General features: G+C 66.2%; 12 protein-coding genes. 1 reads left to right on the forward strand and 11 read right to left on the reverse strand.

All coding sequences use genetic code 11. The annotated features are described in order from the left end of the window. Positions 1 to 23: 23 nt before the first annotated feature. Together ACE3QM_RS11215 and ACE3QM_RS11220 are read right to left on the reverse strand one after the other, a co-directional pair. Positions 24 to 1,184 (reverse strand): acyl-CoA dehydrogenase family protein, encoded by a 1,161-nt coding sequence (locus tag ACE3QM_RS11215; RefSeq protein ID WP_048410689.1) that lies wholly within the window; start codon positions 1,182 to 1,184, stop codon positions 24 to 26. Positions 1,185 to 1,202: 18 nt separating this feature from the next. Then, positions 1,203 to 2,087, reverse strand: coding sequence for a MaoC family dehydratase N-terminal domain-containing protein (locus tag ACE3QM_RS11220; RefSeq protein WP_374421897.1), 885 nt, complete (start codon positions 2,085 to 2,087; stop codon positions 1,203 to 1,205). Positions 2,088 to 2,286: 199 nt separating this feature from the next. Here ACE3QM_RS11220 and ACE3QM_RS11225 point away from each other — a divergent pair, with 199 nt between their 5' ends. Next, on the forward strand, positions 2,287 to 3,204 hold the full coding sequence (locus tag ACE3QM_RS11225; RefSeq protein ID WP_374421899.1) for a LysR substrate-binding domain-containing protein: 918 nt from the start codon (positions 2,287 to 2,289) through the stop codon (positions 3,202 to 3,204). On the opposite strand, the gene ACE3QM_RS11230 is transcribed toward ACE3QM_RS11225, so the two are convergent. The 9 genes from ACE3QM_RS11230 to ACE3QM_RS11270 all read right to left on the reverse strand — a co-directional run bounded on the left by ACE3QM_RS11230 (position 3,201) and on the right by ACE3QM_RS11270 (position 19,161). Next, a complete protein-coding gene (locus tag ACE3QM_RS11230; RefSeq protein WP_374421902.1) occupies positions 3,201 to 5,366 on the reverse strand; it encodes a penicillin acylase family protein in 2,166 nt (721 codons plus the stop codon). The genes ACE3QM_RS11225 and ACE3QM_RS11230 overlap by 4 nt on opposite strands. Positions 5,367 to 5,768: 402 nt before the next feature. After that, on the reverse strand, positions 5,769 to 6,878 hold the full coding sequence (locus ACE3QM_RS11235; RefSeq protein WP_048410691.1) for an ABC transporter permease: 1,110 nt from the start codon (positions 6,876 to 6,878) through the stop codon (positions 5,769 to 5,771). After that, positions 6,871 to 7,818, reverse strand: a complete 948-nt coding sequence (locus ACE3QM_RS11240; protein ID WP_048410692.1) for an ABC transporter ATP-binding protein — start codon at positions 7,816 to 7,818, stop codon at positions 6,871 to 6,873. The genes ACE3QM_RS11235 and ACE3QM_RS11240 overlap by 8 nt, the downstream gene beginning before the upstream one ends. A gap of 94 nt (positions 7,819 to 7,912) precedes the next feature. Further along, positions 7,913 to 8,692 (reverse strand): amidohydrolase, encoded by a 780-nt coding sequence (locus tag ACE3QM_RS11245; protein ID WP_048410693.1) that lies wholly within the window; start codon positions 8,690 to 8,692, stop codon positions 7,913 to 7,915. Continuing rightward, positions 8,674 to 9,306, reverse strand: a complete 633-nt coding sequence (locus ACE3QM_RS11250) for a hypothetical protein (RefSeq protein WP_048410694.1) — start codon at positions 9,304 to 9,306, stop codon at positions 8,674 to 8,676. The genes ACE3QM_RS11245 and ACE3QM_RS11250 overlap by 19 nt, the downstream gene beginning before the upstream one ends. A gap of 211 nt (positions 9,307 to 9,517) precedes the next feature. Further along, positions 9,518 to 10,774 carry a thioester reductase domain-containing protein gene (locus ACE3QM_RS11255; protein ID WP_048410695.1) on the reverse strand — a complete coding sequence of 419 codons (1,257 nt, stop codon included), beginning with the start codon at positions 10,772 to 10,774 and terminating at the stop codon, positions 9,518 to 9,520. 222 nt (positions 10,775 to 10,996) lie between these two features. Then, a complete protein-coding gene (locus ACE3QM_RS11260; protein ID WP_231461342.1) occupies positions 10,997 to 11,761 on the reverse strand; it encodes an SDR family NAD(P)-dependent oxidoreductase in 765 nt (254 codons plus the stop codon). Further along, positions 11,758 to 14,850, reverse strand: a complete 3,093-nt coding sequence (locus ACE3QM_RS11265; protein ID WP_374421910.1) for a PfaD family polyunsaturated fatty acid/polyketide biosynthesis protein — start codon at positions 14,848 to 14,850, stop codon at positions 11,758 to 11,760. The genes ACE3QM_RS11260 and ACE3QM_RS11265 overlap by 4 nt, the downstream gene beginning before the upstream one ends. Beyond that, positions 14,851 to 19,161 (reverse strand): beta-ketoacyl synthase N-terminal-like domain-containing protein, encoded by a 4,311-nt coding sequence (locus tag ACE3QM_RS11270; RefSeq protein WP_374421913.1) that lies wholly within the window; start codon positions 19,159 to 19,161, stop codon positions 14,851 to 14,853. Positions 19,162 to 19,270 lie beyond the last annotated feature (109 nt).

Genomic DNA, 19,270 nt, shown 5'->3' on the forward strand with positions numbered 1-19,270 from the left:
TCAAGCCGTCTGCGCCGCCGCGCTCAGAACGAGCGCGGCAGGCCCAGCACATGTTCGGCCACATAGGCCAGGATCAGATTGGTGGAAATGGGCGCGACTTGGTAAAGCCGGGTTTCGCGGAATTTGCGCTCGATGTCGTATTCGCAGGCAAAGCCGAAACCGCCGTGGAATTGCAGGCAGACATTGGCCGCTTCCCAGGAGGCTTCCGAGGCCAGCAGCTTGGCCATATTGGCCTCGGCACCGCAGCTTTGCCGCGCGTCGAAACGGGCGCAGGCCTCGAAGCGCATCAGGCTGGCCGCTTCCAGTTGGACGTGGGCGCGGGCGATGGGGAATTGCACGCCCTGGTTCCGGGCGATGGGCTGGCCGAACACTTGGCGTTCGCAGCCGTAGCCGACGACGCGGTCGATGAACCAGCGGCCGTCGCCCACGCATTCGGCGGCGATCAGCGCCCGCTCGGCGTTGAGTCCGTCCAGCAGGTAGCGGAAGCCCAGGCCTTCCTCGCCGATCAGGTTTTCCGCCGGCACCTCCAGCTCATCGAAGAACAGTTCATTGGTCTCGTGATTGACCATATTGGCGATGGGCCGCACATTCAGTCCGTGCCCCACCGCCGCGCGCAGATCGATCAGGAACAGCGACATGCCTTCCGAGCGCCGGCTCACCCGCTCCAGCGGCGTGGTGCGCGCCAGCAAGATCATCAGGTCGGAATGCTGGACCCGGGAGATCCACACTTTCTGGCCGCTGACGCGGTAATGGTCGCCGTGGCGGACGGCCCGGGTCTGGATGCGGGTGGTGTCGCTGCCGGCGCCGGGCTCGGTCACCGCCATCGACTGCAACCGCAGCTCGCCGCTGGCGATGCGCGGCAGGTAGTCGCGCTTTTGCCGCTCGGAGCCGTGACGCAGCAGCGTGCCCATATTGTACATCTGGCCATGGCAGACGCCGGAGTTGCCGCCGCAGCGGTTGATTTCCTCCAGGATCACCGAGGCCTCGGTCAGGCCCAGGCCGGAACCGCCGTATTGTTCCGGGATCAGCGCCGCCAGCCAGCCGGCCTCGGTCAGCGCCGCGACAAAGGCTTCGGGATAGCCGCGCTGCTGGTCGATCATGCGGAAATAGGCATCGGGAAATTGCGCGCACAGCGCGCGCACAGCCGCGCGCAACTCCTGGTAAGTATCCTGGCTGGTTTGCATCGTCTCGTCCTTTCCGCGTCACGCGCCGCTGGCCACGCCATCCGACGCGCTGAGCCTCGTGGCCGCCTGGCTCAGGCCCGCCTCCATCGCCGGCTGCCCGGCCGCGTTCCACGCCCACAGGGAAACGCGACCGTCTGTTTCCGGCCTGCCGCCCAGGCTGATGTCGCTGTCGGCGAACAAGGGCCGCAGCGCGCGGAAATGGAAGCCGCGCGGCCGGTAGGCCGGCGCATGTCGGCGACACAGCTCCAGCAATAGCGTGGCGAGCAGCGGCCCCTGCACCACCAGACCGGGATAGCCTTCGCTTTCCACCGCGTAATCGCGGCTGTAATGGATGCGGTGAGTGTTCAGTGTCAGGGCCGAATAGCAGAACAGCAGCACATCGTCGGCGCGCAGCGCGCGCCGCCATGGCGCGGCCGGCATCGCCTCCGCCACCGCCGGCGCGGCGCCCTCCGGCGCGCGGCAATACACCAGATCCTGTTCCTCCACCAGCGCCAGGCCGTTCTCGCCGCTGATTTCATGGCGCAGCGTCAGGAATTGCAGCGGACCGCTGCGGCCCAGCTTGTCCTGGATGGCGACGATGCAGGAGTAGCGACTGGCCGCTTCCCCCAGCCGCAGCGGCTGCAGCCATTCCACGCGGCCGCCGGCCCACATCCGCCGCGGCAGCGCCGACGGCGGCAGGAAGCCGCCGCGCCGCGCATGGCCGTCCGTGCCCAGTGCCTCCAGCCGCGGCGGGGTCTGGAAATACAGCCAGTGCCATAAGGGCGGCAATGCATCGCCCGCCGCCGGCGGCGTCCCTTCTCGTCCCAGCAGCGCCGCCAACGCGATGGCCGGAGCCGGCGCCAGCGTGTCATGACGCCGCTCGCTCTTTCCCAACCATTGATTCACATGTTTAATGTCAGGCATGGATCGTCCCTTGCCGGCAACGGGCCGCCGGCCACGATGGATGAAAAGGAATGCGGTCCAGCATGAACAGACCCGCGCCAACTGACAATTCGCATTTGCCGAAGCCGGATTTAGGCACGGCTTAAGCGCGGCGACTGAAAACCTGTTCTACGCCGGCCGCGCCGGACACGGCAACAGGAGGATGAATCGAGCCATGGGCATGCATTTTGATTTGGTCGATCTGAGATTATTCGTCTTCATCGCGGAAGAAAGCAGCCTGACCCGCGCCGCCGCGCGCGCGCACCTGTCGCTGCCGGCCGCCAGCATGCGCGTCAAGCATCTGGAACAGGCCCTAGGCGTGCAGTTGCTGAACCGGGAAAGCCAGGGCGTGTCGCTGCGGCCGCCGGGACGCACGCTGCTGCACCATGCGCGCAAGGTGCTGAATCAACTGGAAAGCCTGCGTGGGGATTTGCAGGAATACGCGACCGGCATCAAGGGCCATGTGCGGGTGCTGGCCAACACCACGGCGATCACCGAGTTCATTCCGCCGGTGTTGAGCGCCTTCTTGCTGAGCCACCCCGATGTGAACACCGATCTGCGCGAACGGCTGAGCCGCGACATCGTGCGCGCGGTGCGCGACGGCACCGCCGACATCGGCATCGTCGCCGACAGCGCGGACACCTCCGGCCTGCAGGTGATGCCCTACCGCCAGGACCGGCTGGTGCTGGCCGCCGCCGCGCGTCACCCGCTGGCGCGGCGACGCTCGCTGGATTTCGCCGCCACGCTGGATTACGACTACATCGCGCTGCACGAGGGCAGCGCCATCCATTCCTTCCTGACCCAGGCCGCCACCCAGCTGCGGCGGCCGCTGAAGATACGCACTCAGGTCAGCAGCTTCGAGGCGGTGTGCCGGATGATAGCCGCCGATGTCGGCATCGGCATCCTGCCGGAATCGGCGGCGCGCCGCCACGCCTGCAGCCTGGACTTACAACTGGTGCGCTTGAGCAATGTCTGGGCCGTGCGCAATCTGCTGATCTGCGTGCGCGAACTGGACAAGCTGCCGCTATTCGCCCGTCAGCTGATCGCGATGCTGGAGGCCGACGGCCGCGGCGAAGCGCTGCCGCCGCGCGCCCGCTAGTAACGGAACCACTCGCGCTTGGCCAGCGCCGCTTCCACCTGCTCGCGCTTGAGCAAGGCGTCGCGCATTTCGTTCCGCGCCGCCAGCGCCATCTGGTCGCCGTAGTAAGGCGATTGCGGCTGGCTGCTGTTGCCGTAGGTGTTGATCACCTTGGCGCGCAGCGGCCGGCCGAATTCCACCAGCGCGGTGAAGGTATCGCCGAAGATGGCGCGCTGGCGGCCGTCGCTGTCGCCGATATAGCTGAAGGTGCGGAAGGCGCCCAGACCCTCGGCGCCGCCGCTGGCCGGCTGGTCCAGCCGCGCCGCGCCGCCAGCGGGGCCGCGCCGCAGCCGGTAGACTTCGCCGAAGGCGATGTCCAGCGGCACGCCTGCCTGTTGCAGCCCCTGGGCCGCCGCGCCCAGCTTGCTGAGCGCGAAGCCGGCGTCGCGCAGGCCGGCCGGCGTGCTGTAGGGCTGCGCCGGGTCCGCTTCCTGGCGGTAGCGCAAGCCGTCTTCGCCGCCGGAGGCCGCCACCCAGGCGGCGAACAGCACCGCGCCCTTGCTGGTGGCGTCGCTGCGCCGGTCCCATTGGGCCAGCACTTGCGCCGCGGCGATCAGGCCGGCGTCGCCGGAGGCGCGCGCATAGCCGATCAAATCATCCAGCACCCGGTCCGCCAGCAGCAGCCTGGTGTCGTGCTTGGCGCTGAGCAGCGTGTCCAGGGTGAAGGCCGGTGTTTGCTCGATCAACTCGATGCCGCGCTGTTCGCGCAGCAGCGGCGACGCCCGCGGCGACAGATAGGCGGCGTAGGCGGCCGGATCCAGCGCCGGCTTGCTCATATACCAGGGCACGCTATTGGAGTTCTGCACCCAGCCGCTGGCCGGGTTGAGCACCTGCGGCAATTCGTCCAGGCGCAGCGCCTGGCGCCAGATCAGATCGCCGCGGCTGCCGTCCACCGGCTGCGCCCAGAAGGCGGCGTCGCCGCCGGCGCGGCGCGGGGTCAGGCCGCCGAAAGCCGCCCAGATATTGCGCTGAGCGTCGGCGTAGATGATGTTGTGGTAGGGGTTGCGCAGCCGCGCCACGACCTTGCGGAAGGCATTGAAGTCGGGCGCCTGCGCCATGTCCCACCATTGTTCCAGCACGCCGGGGGTCTGCAGTTGGTCGACGCCGACGATGCGCAGCGCGTAGCTCTGACCGTCCTTGTCGAACACCGGGCCCTGCTCGGCGCGGCGCAGCGTCAGCTGCTCGGCTTGCAGGCTGCCGTCCGGCTGGCGGATATACATGGTTTCGCGCTTGGTGTCGAAGTCGCGCGCCACGCCGTCCAGCAGGTATTGCTGGCCGCTGAGCTTGAGCTGGTAGAGGTCGCAGCCGTCCTGGGTGTTGACGGTGTGCACCCAGCCCAACCGCTGGTTGAAACCGATGCGCATCACCGGCAGACCCACCAGGGTGGCGCCGTAGATATCGTATTCCGGGCTCTTGAATTGGGCTTCGAACCAGGTATGGCTGCCGCCCCACAGCAAATGCGGATTGGCCAGCAGCATGGCGTTGCCGGAACGGCTCTTGGCCGGCCCCAGCGCCCAGCCGTTGGAACCGCCGATCAGATTGATGGGGGTGGCCACCGCGTCCGGGTAGATCAGCGAGCAATTGGCCGCGCCGGTGGCGGTGGAGCCGCTCAGATAGCCGAAGAAAATACGCAGGGTGTGGCCCAGCACGTCCTCGCTGCGCACCGGCAACACCGCGCGCGCCGCCGGGCTCAGACCGCCGCTGGCGGCGGCCTGGTCGTTGATGCCGGCGACGAAGGCATCCAGGTAGGCGCGCATGCGCGGGCTTTGCTGTTGCAGCCATTGTTTGGAACGCTCGGGGAAACCCATCGCGCGCACCAGGCGGTCCACTTCCGCCATATTGCTGGGAAAGGGCTCGCCGGCCTCGAACACCGCGCCGTAGTATTCGGCGCCGCGGCCGCGCCCCTGGGCGTACAAGCGCAGCAGCAGTTCCGGGTGCGCCTGCATCTGGGCGCGGCCGAAGGCGTAGGCCAGGCTGTCGGCGCGCGCGGCGTAGATGTGCGGCACGCCGCTGCGGTCCCACAGCACCTGACTGCCGCGCGGCTTGCCGTCTTCGTCCAGTTCGCAGGCCGTCAGCAAGGACAGCATGGCGATGCCCAATAGGGCGAGGATCAAGCGTTTCACTACCTTTCCTCCTTTTTGACAACTTAACAATGAGCTGTCGGCCAGCATGCTCAACAGCGATGCTCGGTTCTTCACACTCTTGAAACAACGGAACTGGCCAGCAAGAAAGGAAGCTCGTATCCAACGCGCCCAAAGTCCCTTCAAGTCTGCCGCCGGGTGGCAGGCCCGAGGTTTTAGCTACGCAGAAACTTCGCTTCGCTCGTTTTAAGCGGCTGCCTGTTCGAGCAGCGCGAGGTTAGCGCGCCATCACTGAGCGAATCCTTGATTCGCTCAGTGATAGGGGAATTTGGCCGCGTTGTTCCCCTTCCTGCCTTATTCCCTCGCGACGCTACGCTTGCCTCGCTCGGTCAGGACCGCCCCGGCAATCAAAACCATCATCCGCGCAGCGGATGCCTCATGCCCCTAATACCAGCGAAACACCCGCGCGCCGCTGACGAAGCCGGCAATGCCGATCAGCGTGAGCACCACCGCCGAACGCGCGATCTCCAGCACCCCGGCGCCCTCGACGAAGATCATGCGCATGCCGTCGGCCAGCATGGTCAGCGGCAGCACCTCGATCACCGCCACCATCCAGTCCGGGAAGTGCTTGTAGCTGAAAAAGATGCCGGAGAAGATCACCAGGAACAGGATGGTCATTTCCAGCAGACCGTTGGCGGTCTGCGCCTTGGTCGCGCGCGAGGCGGCCAGGATGGCGATGCCGGCGAAGCAGACATTGCCGGCCAGCAGCAGCACGATGAAGGGCAAGGCCCCGCCCTGGGCGTGCACGTCGAAATAACTGCTGGCAAACAGATACAGCACCAGGGTTTCCAGCAGGCTGAACACCAGGCAGGCCAGCACGTGGGCCAGCAGGAAGTCAGTCTTGCGCATCGGGGTGATGCGCATCTGCCGGGTGACGCGGGTGGCGCGTTTTTCGATCAGCGACCAGCCGACGGCGATCAGGCAGGTTTCCATCACCGCCATCGCCACCAGGCCGGGCACCAGGAAGTCGATGTAGCGCAGGCCGGGGCTGTCCAGCACCGACATATTCTTGTCCACCGCCTGGCTCAGCGCGTCCGGGTCGTCGCCGAGGAAGAAGTAAGTCAGCAGCGCCTCGTTGTTCTGCGGGTCCAGGTAGTAGATGCGCTTGCCGCTGTCGGCGCTGGGCTCCATGAACACCTGCACATCGCCGCGCTTGAGGCCGCGCAACACCGATTCGCGGTCCGGGTAGTACTGGAAGCGGTATTTCATCCGTATCAGGTGGTCGCGCTTGATTTCGTCCGCGTTGATGACGCTGGACAGCGGCTGGTTGCGGGCTTCCACCTTGCTGATCCACGCGCGCACCGCGGCCTGCTCCTGCACATTGGCCGGCAGCACCACGCCTATGGTGCGCTCCTTGATTTCGCCGCCGGAGAAGGACACGCCCAGCAGCCACACCAGCAGCAGCGGGAAGCCGAAGGACCAGAACAGGATTTGCGGCTCGCGCAGGTATTGGCGGAATTGGGTGATGATCAGATTGAGCAAGGCGTTATTCATGGAAACCTCGGCCGGCCAGTGACAGGAATAAATCGTCCAATGTTTTTTTGCGCACGATGATTTCGTCGATGTCGATTTGTTGTTCGCGGATGAACTCGGACAGGCGGAACAGGAAGGCCGAGCCGTTGCGCACCAGCAGCCGCGCCTTGGCGGACGCCTGGTCGTAGCTGTAGCTGATGATATTGTCCTTGTGCTTGGGCTCGGCGCCGCCGGCGCCGCTCTTGACCCGGTATTCGACCACTTCGCCCGGCTCGTGAGCGGCCAGCAGTTCGTCCAGCGTGCCCTGGGTCAGGATGCGGCCCTGGTGCATGATGCAGATGCGGTCGCACAGGTATTCCGCTTCTTCCATGTAGTGGGTGGTCAGCAACATGGTGGAGCCCAGCTCCTTGTTGAGCTTGCGCAGGATGTCCCAGGTGCCGCGCCGCACTTGCGGGTCCAGGCCGGTGGTGGGTTCGTCCAGGATCAGTATCTCCGGTTGATTGAGGATGGAGATGGCCAGCGCCAGCCGCTGGCGCTGGCCGCCGGACAGTCCTTCCACCATCACCTTGCGCTTGGGAATCAGCTCCACCAGTTCCAGCACCTCGTCGGCGCGGCTGCGCGGCCGGCGGTAGAAGCTGGCGAACAGGTTGACGGTTTCGTCCACCCGCAGCTTGTTGATGAACAGCGATTCCTGCAGCACCCCGGCCAGGCGGTGGCGCAGATAGCTTTCGTCCTTCTGCCAACTGCGTCCGAGGATGCGGATGGAACCGGCCTCCGGCTGTTTCAGCCCCTCCAGCATTTCCACCAGCGTGGTCTTGCCGGCGCCGTTGGGCCCCAGCAGGGCGACGAATTCGCCGCGATAGATGTCCAGCGACACGTCGTTGACCGCGGTGTAGTCGTTGAAGCGCTTGGTCACCGACTGGAATTCGATGACTTTTTCTCTTGTTGTGGCTTGGTGCATTTCACTTTCCGTAGGAGCCGAAGGAGAACCGAAACAGCGGAAAACTCCGCGCAGCCGCGGGAGTCATCCGCCTCTTTTCATTGCCGCCGCGCGGTCAAACGAGTTGATAACGGTCCGCATCCTTCAGGAAAGGGAACTGGGCGCGCACATCGTCCAGCTGCGCGCGCGACAGCCTGGCCTGATGCACGCTTTCCAGCTGGCGGCCGTGGTACAGGGTGTCGCCCAGCGGGTCTATCAGCATGGAATCGCCGCTGTAGCGGATGTCGTTGCCGTCCACGCCCACCCGGTTGACGCCGATGACGAAGGCCTGGTTTTCTATCGCCCGCGCCGGCAGCAACGTCTGCCAGTGCTTGGAACGACGCTCCGGCCAGCTGGCGATGTAGAGCGCCAGGTCGTACTGGCTCTTGTTATTGCGCGACCAGACCGGAAAGCGCAGGTCGTAGCAGACAAAGGCCGCCACCGACCAGCCATCCACCTTGACGATCAGCGGCGCGTCGCCGGCGGTGTAGTGCTCGTGCTCGCCGGCGAAGCTGAACAGATGCTTCTTGTCGTAGCTGAACAGGCTGCCGTCGGCCTTGGCCCACAGCAGGCGGTTGTAGTAGCGACCCTGATCTTCTATCGCCACGCTGCCCACCAGGTCGGCGCGCTTGGCGCGCGCGGTGTCGCGCAGCCATTGCACCGCCTTGCCGTCCATGGTTTCGGCGATCTTCTCCGGCCGCATGCTGAAGCCGGTGGTGAACATTTCCGGCAGCACGATCAGCTGGCTGTCGTTCACCGCGCTCAGGTGGCGCTCCATCCGCTGCAGGTTCTGATCCACCGATTCCCAGGCGATGTCGCTCTGCACCAGGGTGACGGCTAAGTCTTGATTTGGCATGGTTTGCTTTCCCAATCGGTCAATATCACTTCGTTGTGGTCGCCGCGTTCGCGGCTGCTCTGGCGCACCAGCACTTCGCCGCCGTCGTCGGACAGATACCAGCCGGTGCCGCTGATCTTGCGCCGCTTTGATTGATAGGCCACCACCCTCGCCTGCCGCGGCTGGCCCAGCAGGTCCAGCGTTTCGTCCGGCAGCCGCTGGTAGCGGACTTCGTCGATGTCGAAGTGCTCCAGATCCAGCACCCGCAGCGTGGCCTCGGCCTGGCCGCCGGCGAGGAAGCGCTCGGCGGCGTCTTCGCTGCTGGCGTCGAAATCGCCCTGCTTGAAGCGGCGCACCTCCAGCTGGCCGTCGTGCAAACGCAGGGTCAGCACGCCCTGGCGCAGCCGGCCCTTGATCACGGTCTTGTCGCCGTCCTCGTCGGAGACGCCGGCGTAACGGCACAGGCCGTCGGCGCCGAAGTCCATGCTCTCGTCCGATTGCAGCGAGTAATCGAACCACAGGCCGCTGCAGCGCAGGTCCATCCGGTTGCTGACTTGCAGCACCGGCAGATCATCCAGCCAGCCGCGGCGGCGCTCGGTGCGCAGCCGGCCTATCGGCTCGCCGTTGCTCAGCACCTGGTAGTCCAGCAGCAGTTCCGCGACAGGTGGGGAGCTCGAAAAACCTGCTGCGCGGTCCGATAGCTGCGTTGCTCCGTGCTCGCTCCCTCGCTGTACTCCTTGTACTATCTCGGTCGCTGCGCGCGGTGCGTCTTGCTCTCGAACCGCTCGCGACGGTTTTTCGAGCTCCCCCGGCGCTTCGATCAGCGCTTCCTCGTCGGCCAGCATCTCAGCGCACCGCCGCCGCGTCGCTCAGGTCGGCGTCGTACAGGCTCTCCATATAGCCGCCGGCCATGCTGGTGTGACGCTTGATTTCCGCCAGCGGCGCCTGCTCCGCCGGGGCGTTCAGGAAGCCGACCTTGCACGCATAGTCCAGATAGCGGCCGAACAGCGCCTGATCGGAGTCCGGGCAGCGGATCTCGGTGTTGGCCAGCAGTTCCTGGATTTCGCTGGTGTCGTACTTGGCGTGCTCCTTGCAATCGCTGCCGTCGTAGAAGATGGCCATCAGATCGGTGAAGGTGGAGCGGTAGCCGGTGCCGCCGCGGTGCATGCGGCCCTCTTGCAGCGCTTCGAAGTAGTCCTTGGACGACACGTCGCGCAGGGTGTAGCCGTAGCCGCGCAGGCGGGCGACGATGCCGTCGTAGTTGATCGGACGCGGATTGGTCAGGTTGTAGGTGCGGCGATTGCTGGATTGCAGATTCATCGCCGCGAACAGCGTGGCCTGGGCCACGTAGTCCACCGGGGAGATGTCGAAGGCTTCGTCCGAGGCGAAGGTCAGCCCCGTTTCCACCAGCGATTTGAGCATTTCATAGTAGATGCCCTTGACCTTGGTCTGCTTCAGCGGGTAGCAGCCGGTCCGGCTGTCGCCCCAGATATTGCCCGGACGCACGATGACCCAGTCCAGGCCGCGCTCGCCGGCCTCGTGCACCATGCGCTCGGCGGTGAACTTGGAGCGCTCGTAATCCATGTTGACGAAGCCCTGGCCCACGTCCAGATCGCTTTCATGCAGCACGAAGTCCGGTTGGTACAGCTTGTCGCCCACCATGCTGAAGCTGGAGGTGAACACCAGCGGCGCCTTGCCGGCCAGGCACAGTTCGATCAGGTTGGCGGTGCCGCCCACGTTGACCGGGGCGATCTTGTTATAGGAAGCCACCAGGCTGACGTTGGCGGCGCAGTGCAGCACCAGGTCCGCCAGGTGGGCCAGGTCGCGGTAGGCGCTGGCGTCCAGGCCCAGCATAGGCTGGCTGATGTCGCCCAGCACCGGGATGATGCGCCAGGCCTCGGTGGACAGCTTGCGGCCCTCGTCGTAGCAATACAGCACGTCTTCGATGCGGGCGCGCGCGGCGTCCTTGTTCTCAGCCCGCACCACGCAATACACGTTGGCGTCGGTGGTGGCCAGTATTTCCTGCAGCAAACGGCCGCCCAGCACGCCGGTGGGGCCGGTCAGCACGATGTTCTTGACGCTGGTCTTGGCTCGGTAATCCATGACTTCACCTCTGAATTTGGTTTGGTTCCAGTCGGGGGCCGGCACGGCCGGCCTCCTGTCACGCGATGCGGCAGAACCTGTTTACGATCTCGCGAGCCAAGGCGAGACGAGGCGAAAACGAGCGAAAAAGCGGAATGTACACGTGGTACATGAGCACTGAGCTTGGTTTCAACGCCCATTTCCATCCATCCCGCCGACGCGCGGCAGATCGCAAACACGTTCTTACAAGGTTCCTACCCGCATGCCTCCATCCAGCGGAATGACGGTGGCGTTCAGATAGTTGGTCTTGCAGGTGGCCAGGAAAGTGACCACCTCGGCGATGTCCTCCGGCAGCCCCCAGCGCCCCACCGGCACGATGGACTTGACGATGGCGTCGTCGGACTGCTCCACCATCTGGCGGTCGACGAACTGGTTGAGCATCTTGGTCTTGCAGATGCCCGGCGCGATCGCGGTGACGCTGATGTTCAGCGGCCCCAGCTCCCGCGCCCAGGACTCCGACGCCTTGATCAGCCCGGCCTTGGACGCGGCGTATGCCGATCCGCCGGCCGCGCCCCAGATGCCGGCCACCGAGGCGATGTTGATGATGCGGCCGTACTTCAGCCGCGCCATGTGGCGGGAGAACACCGCGGTGGCGTTGAAGGCGCCGTTGAGGTTGACGTCGAACACCCGCCGCGCCAGTTCGCCGCTCTTCTCCGCCGTGCAGTAGCCGCGGCCGATGACGCCGGCGTTGTTGACCAACACCGTGATGTTGACCCCCATGCGCTCGACGATGGCGGCGCTGGCGGCGTCCACGCTGGCGGAATCGGTCACGTCCATCACGAAGCCGCGCAGGCTGTCCGGGCAGCCGAGCTCCCGGCCCAGCTGCTCCAGCGCGGCCGCGTCCACATCGGTGGCCGCCACCGCGTAGCCCACGTCCAGCAGCGACTTGACGATGGCGCTGCCGAAGCCGCCCGCGGCGCCGGTGACGACCGCGACTTGCCGGGTCACGCCACCTCTCCTTCCTTGAAGGCGATGTCGATCACTTTGCGGGCGTTGGCCATGGCGTCGAAGATGCGTTCTTCGAAGAAGCGCACATCGTCCTGGTTCATCAGCAGGTTGGAGTAGATCCGCGACAGCGGCGAGAACTGGATGCCGTAGCGCTTGGAGATCTCGCGGATGATGATGTCGCAGAACTTGACCTTGTCGCTGTAGCCCTCGGAGCGGTCCACCATGGTGTCCTGCGAGTGGTAGACCAGCGCGGTGGGCATGCCCTGCACCACCAGCGGCAGATCGTTAGCGTGAGCGGCCTTGACGAAGATGTCGGAGATCTGCTCGGTGAAGCGGCCCATGCGCTCGTAGCAACCCGGATCCTGTTCGATCAGCTCGAAGGTGCTCTTGATCGCGGCCAGGCCCAGCGGATAGCCGTTGAAGGTGCCGGCGTGGATCACCTTGCCGCGGGTGTAGAGGTCCATGATGTCGCGACGGCCGGCGATGGCGGAGATCGGCATCGAGCCGCCACCCAGCGCCTTGCCGAAGGTGGACAGGTGCGGGGTCACGCCGAGGATGCCCTGGGCGCCGGACAGACCCAGGCGCACGCCGGTGATGATCTCGTCGAAGATCAGCACGATGTTGTACTTCTCGCAGATTTCCTTGGCGCGCTCCAGATAGCCTTCGCGCGGGAAGATGCCGCCGCCGTTGACGCAGATCGGCTCCATCAGCACCGCGGCGATTTCATTGTGGTAGCGCTCGATGGTGGCTTCCAGCACCTGGATGTCGTTCCACGGCAGCATGAAGGACTGGTCTTCCAGCGCGCCGTCGGCGCGGCCCAGGGTGTCCAGCAGGTCGCCCTTGAAGGTTTCCGGCACCGGGAAGCTGAGGTCCTGGCGCTTGCGGCCGCCCATGATGTTGTCGGCGTTGCCGTGGTAGTGGCCGTGGAAGCGGATGAAGCGCTGCTTGCCGGTGAAGCCGCGCGCTAGGCGCAGCGCGTTCTGCACCGCCTCGGTGCCGCTCAGGCAGAAGCGGATCATCTCGGCGCAAGGAATGTGCTTGACCATCAGTTCGCAGACTTCGACTTCCAGGTCGCAAGTGTCCACCGAGGTCACTTTCTGCATGTAGCGGATCAGCGCTTCGTTATAGGCCTCGTTGTGGTGGCCGACGAAGAGCGCGCCGAATTTGCAGAACAGGTCCAGGTGTTCATTGCCGTCCAGGTCCCAGACCCGGGAGTTGCGGCCGCGATTGAACGGCACCACCAGCGGCCGTTCCGGGTCGCCGAAGTTGTAATGAGTGCCGCCCGGCAGCAGCTCCCAGCATTGCTTGTAAAAGTCCTTGGATTTGATCAGCGACAGCTTGGTATTGCCTTCCATATTCCTGCTCTCCTCTTGCTTGCCCTGTGATGCTACGGTTGGTGCTACGGTTGATGACGGGATGTCATTCAATTCGGGTTCGGGACCGCTGTCGTCCTCGTCCAGCGCCGCCATGCGGGCGCTGAGCGGGCGGTAGCGGTCCAGCCGCTGCGGCGTCAACACGCCCAGCTGGCGCAAGGCGGCGACGCGGCTCAGATAGGCGGCGCCGGCCATCAGCTCCACCGCGATGTCGGCCACCTTGCGCTTGGCCACCGGCGCCAGCTCGCTGCCTTGCAGCCACTCGTTGGCCGCGCCCATCGCCGCGCCGCACCAGATCTGGTAATCGACCGCGCGCTCGGCCACGCCGGAAATCGCCCAGCGCGAGGACTGGCCCAGATACCACTGGAACAGCAGCGCCATCTTTTTCTTGGGATTGGCGTTGGCGGCGTCTATCAGCGTCTGGTTGCCGCGGCCGGCGAAGAAGGCCTCGGTGTCGGCCCACACCTGGGCCAGCGGCTGGCGGAACACCTGCTGTTCCAGGCTGGCCACCTCGGCGGCCGGGATTTGCTCCAGGCCGGGGTACTGCTTGTACAGGCCGTGCAGCTTCTGCGCGCGCACCGCGTACATGCTGCCGCCCTTGAGCACCTGCACCTTGGCGCCCAGCTCGAACATATCGGCGGACGGCGCCATCGCCATGTCGGCGATCTTGGCCTTGCCCAGCAATTGCTTGACCGGGTCCGAGGTGCCGGCTTCGACGCAGGCCTGGTTGATGGAGCCGGTGACCACGTAGGCGGCGCCCAGCGAGAACGCCGCCAGCGTGGCGTGCGGGCTGCCGATGCCGCCGGCGGCGCCGACGCGCACGGTGAAGGGGTAGCCCCGGCCGGCGCAGATTTCGTCGCGCAGCTCCGCGATGGAGCGGAAGATGCAGCTGAGCAAGCCGTTGTCGGTGTGGCCACCGGAATCCGCTTCCACGGTGATGTCGTCGGCCATCGGCACTTTCTTGGCCAATTCCGCCTGGCGCTCGCTGATCAGGCCGTCGGCCAGCAGCTTGCGCACGATCTTCTCCGGCGCCGGGCTGAGGAAGTGCTGCGCCACTTCGCGGCGCGACACCTTGGCGATCACGCGGTTGCGGCGGATCACCGCGCCCTTGTCGCCGGCTTCCAGGCCCTTGACCCGGTAGTAGACGATGGCGGCGGACAGATTGACGTAGGCCGAGGCCTCCACCACCTTGACGTCCTGCTCGATGAACAGCTTGACGCAGTTCATCTCCCAGTCCGGCTGGCTGGGGTTGTGCAGCAGGTTGATCGCGTACGGGCCATTGGGCAGCGCCTGCTTGATGCGGCGGATGGCGCTGCCGATGCGCTCCAGGGTCAGGCCGCCGGCGCCGAAGGCGCTGAGGATGCGGCGCGAACCCAGCGCGATCACCATGTCCTCGGAGTTGATACCGCCGGCCATCGCGCCGGCGTAATAGGCGAAACGCACGCCATAGTCACGCAGGAAGGACGGATCGCCGAAGTACTCCGGCAGCATCGCCGGCACGATGCCCAGGCAATCCACCTGACCGTTGCCGGCCAGCCCCCCGGCCGGCTCCAGCAGCACCGCCTCCTGCTGGCGCAGCACGTGCAGCGGCCGCGCCAGCTCCAGCAACTGGGCCTGGGCCTGTTCCGGCGTCTGCTGGAATTTGCCGGCATGGCCCTGCCATTTGTACACCGTGGCCGCGAAGCGCGGCGCCACGCAAAGCTTGTCTTGGTTCATTCATGCCTCTATCGCTGTCAGCGCCGGCGCCGAAGCGTCCGCCGCTGCCGGCGCGCGGCTGAAGCCGGCGCCTAGGTTGTCGCACATACCGATGACGTTGCCGCGGTAGATGATTTCCGCGAGGAAGACCAGCGCCATCCGCTCCAATTGGCCGTCGGCCTGGTAATCGCAGTGGATGGACTTGCAGGTGAGCCGGTAGCGCAGGGTGTCGGCCTCGCACTTCACTTCACCGCGGAACTTGGCGCTGTAGCTGTGCGGGCTGAGCGCGTGCGGCACCATGCCCGGCAGCGAGTACAGCCCCAGGTAGCACAGGTAGAACTTGACCAGCTGCTCGCAGCCTTCCACCAGGAAGGTGCCGGGCATCACCGGGTCGTTCTTGAAGTGGGCGCGGAACACCCAGTGGCTGGGGTCGATGTCGCGCTCGGCCACCACCTCGCCCAGGCCGAAGGCGCCGCCGGAGGCGGAGATGGACACCACCCGGTCCAGCATCTTGGCCGCCGGCGCGTACAAGCGCGGAGCGCGCGGCGTGGCGTAGGCGGCGTCGCCGAAGCAAGCGACGAAGTCGCCGCGCTGCAGGGCCTCGATATGGCTGTTGTCGAAGGACTCGCGCAGGCAGCGCAGCGGCGGCTGGAACGGCTCGGCCGGCTGCTTGGCCTTCAGATAGGGCGCGGTGTTGACGCCCTTGGATTTCTCGATTTCCTTGGGCAGGAAGAAGCCGGAATTGGCCTCCAGCTTGAAGCTCAGCCTATCGCCGACGTAGCACAGATACTCGTAGGCGATCAGCACGCTCTTGCCCACCTTGAGGAAGGACTTGATGTTGACCCGGCCGCGCAGCACTTCGCCGGCCTTGGGCAGCGGGCCGTAGACCGTGGTCTGGCTGTCCACCGCCCGGTAGCGCAGCTCGCCCTTGAACAGCTGGTCGCAGCCGATATAGGTGAAGGCGACGATCATCGCGTGCGAGGCTTCCAGCGACACGAAGGCCGGCACCAGGCCGTCGGACACGTACCAGGCGTCGGGGTGCAGATCGTATTCCCACTCGATGAAGCACGGCTCCAGCTTGCCCGGCTGCGCCGACAGCGCGGTGATGCGCGAGGCGAACATATACGGCGGCGACGGCATGCGGGTGCGGATCGGGTAGTTGTCGGCCTCGGCGTAATCCGGGCCCAGCACCTTGGCGATGGAGCCGTCGGTCAGCTCCACCAGCTGCGCCTCGTCGAACAAGGGGCGCGGACGCGGCGGCACGGCCTTGGGCTTGACCGCGCGGCGCTGGCCGGCCGGCGCGCCAGCGCCCAGCAGCTGCGCGATGCGCTGGTAGAAGCGCTGCTCCGCCTGCAGATAGCTGAGCTGGGTCTGCGCCTGGCGGCTGTGCTGCCTTTGCAAGACCGGCGCCTCGCCGTCGGCCGGCTGCGGCGGCGCGGCTTCCGCCGCCGGCTGCGCGCGCAGCCAGGGCCGGGTCGTGCCGAACAGCGCGCGGTTGGCGTCGTTGACTATCATCTCGGCGATGGTGTGCTCGCGGCCAGTGTGCACGGTGGCGACCAGGCCCGGCCCCGCCGCCGCCGGCAGCGCCGGCGTCTTCGCTTCCTGGCGATTGGCCTCGCTGGGTTCTTGCAGAATCATGTGGGCATAGCCACGGTCCAGGCCCAGGCTGTTGACCGCCGCCAGCCGCAGGCCGTCGGCCGGCGCCGGCCAAGCGGCGTCGGTCTTGGCCGTGCCGAAGGCGGCGCGCAAGGCGTCTGCCGGATAGGCGGCCAGCGCCGCCGCCGCCGGCAGTTGCCGGTGATGCAGGCACAACGCGGCCTTGATCACGCTGACAATGCCCTGGGCCGAGGCCAGCTGGCCGTAGTTGGCGGCCACCGAGCCGGCGGCGACGCGGCTGTCGCGGTAAACCCGGGTCAGGCCGTCCAGTTCCACCAGATTGTCGCTGGCCAGCGCGCCGCCGCTCAGTTCCAGATAGCCCACCGCAGCCGGATCGGCGCCGGCCTGGCGCAAGGCCGCCGCCGCCGAGCGCGCCACCGCGTCGGCCACCGGCTGGAACTCGGTGCTGTCGCCGCAGGCATGGCCGATGGCCAGGCCGCGCATCACCGCGTAGATACGGTCCTTGGCTTCCAGCGCCGCCTGCTCGCGCTTGAGCACCACCACGCCGCCGCCCTCGCCCACCGGCACTTCGGCATGACCGGCGCCGCGACGCGGCGCCCACAACACGTTTTCCAGACCGCCGGCGAAACTGCCGCCGGCGACGATCACCGCGTCCACCAATTGCTCGGACAACATGAATTGCGCCAGCTCTATCGCCTTGAAGGCGGCGTTTTCATGCGCGCACAGCGAGAAGGCCGGGCCGTCCAGCTTCAGGTGGGCGGCGATGCGGCTGGCCACCACATTGCCGATGCCGCCGGTGATGCCTTCCGGATACGGTTCCGGGAACAGGCTGTCCTTGACGATGGTTTCCAGCGCCGCGGTCTGCGCCTCGCTCAGCGAGATGCCGCTGTGCGCCAGGCTGTCGCGCACCTGCCAGGCCATCTCGTTGCGCGCCTGATAGCGCGAGCAGCTGTAGTCGACATCGCCGGCGACGATGACGGCGATATTGCGCTTGTGGCCATCCAGCTGGTAGCCGGCGTCGTGGAAGGCGCGTTCGGCGATGGGCATCAGGAACAGATGCGACAGCAGATGGCTGCCCACCACCTTGGGCGGCAGCTTGAAGCGCTTGCAGTCGAAGTCGAACTGCTCGATATAGGCGCCGGCCGGCGCCTGGCGGTAGCCGCGCGCGCCCAACACATCGACGCGCTGCTCCAGGCCCAGCCAGCGGGTGCGCGGCAGCGGGCGGAAGTGGCTGCGGCCCTCGGCCACCGTCCGCAACAGGGCGTCCGGGGTTTCGGTGTCGGCCAGCGCCACGCCCACGCCGATGATGGCCAGGCTTTGCTGCTCGGCCGGCAGTTGCGGCCAGGCGGTCACCGGCGTGTCGGCGCGGTGTTCGCGCAGCACCATGTGGCCGTTGACGCCGCCGAAGCCGAAGGCATTGATGCCGGCGCGCTTGGCCTGGCCGCGCTGCGGCCACGGCGTGGTGTCGCGCACCACGTGGCTGATGTCCAGCTGACCATTGGGGGTGCTGACCATGTCTTCCACGTTCAGCGTCGGCGGAATCACGCCGCTGCGCATCGCCAGCAGCACCTTGAGGATGCTGGCCATGCCGGAAGCGGTCAGCATGTGGCCGATATTGCCCTTGTTGGCGCCGATCAGCGGCCGCTGCGCCTGGTCGGCGAAGAAGGTCTCCACCGAGCCCAGCTCCACCTGGTCGCCCACCGGGGTGCCGGTGGCGTGGCATTCCAGATAGTCGATGTTCTTGTCCACGCCGTCGTAGGCGCGCTTCAGCGACAGCAGCTGGCCGTTGAGGTCGGGCACCAGGATATGCTTGGCGCCGCCGTCGTTGGACAGGCCTATGGATTCGATCACGCCGTAGATGCGGTCCTTGTCGCGCACCGCGTCGGCGTAGCGCTTGAGCGCGATCACGCTGGCGCCCTCGCCGGCCTTCAGGCCCTGGGAATTGCGGTCGAACGGCACCGACTGGCCGTCGGCCGGGAAGGCCTGCAGCACGTTGAAGCCGTGATCGATGTAGATATGGTCGGCGTGGCAGACCGCGCCGGCCAGCATCAGGTCGGCCTTGCCGCTCTGCAGGTAATAGCTGGCCACGCGGATGGCGTACAAGGCCGAGGCGCAAGCCGCGTCCAGCGCGAAGCTGGGACCGGCCAGGCCCAGCGCCTGGGCCGCCAGCGTGGCGTTGTGGCTGCCGGTCATCAGATTGAGATCGGACAAGCCTTCCGCCTGCCAGGGCTGACGGAAATGGAAATCCTCGCGTTGCAGCAGTTCCTGGACATAGGGCTCCAGGATGCCTTGGTAGAAGCCATTGAGCAGCTTCTTGCCGGCATGGGTGGGCATGCCGATATTGCCGATGATCAGGCCGCAGCGCGCCAGCGCCTCGGCGCTGTGGGCGGCGCCCTGGCCAGCGTCGATCAAAGCCTGTTCCGCCGCGTACAGCGTCCACTGAAACAAGGGGTCCAGCGCCTCCAGCTGAGCGGCCGGCAGGCGGTAGCGGCCGGCGTCCAGCTTGAAGCCGCGCACATGGCCGTTCTTGTTGTAGGCGATCTTGTCGGCGGTGCCCGGCACCGGATGGCGATACAGCGCCGGGTCCACGCCCAGCTCTTCCCGGCTCAATTCCGAGGTGCAATCCTGCCGCTCCAGCAGCTTGCGCCAGTACTGTTCTGGCGTTTCGGCGCCTGGAAACAGGCAGCCTAATCCGATAATGGCGATTTCTTCCATAGTGCATCCATGTCTTGGATCTGTTGACGTTTGCATTCCCCCGCGAAAAACAAACGTCAACAGATCCTGAAAGTAGAGCCAACATTCCCAAACCTTGGGCGCAACCGTC

Origin of the sequence: Chromobacterium sp. (assembly GCF_041912965.1) — a bacterium.
Classification (GTDB): Bacteria; Pseudomonadota; Gammaproteobacteria; order Burkholderiales; family Chromobacteriaceae; genus Chromobacterium; species Chromobacterium aquaticum.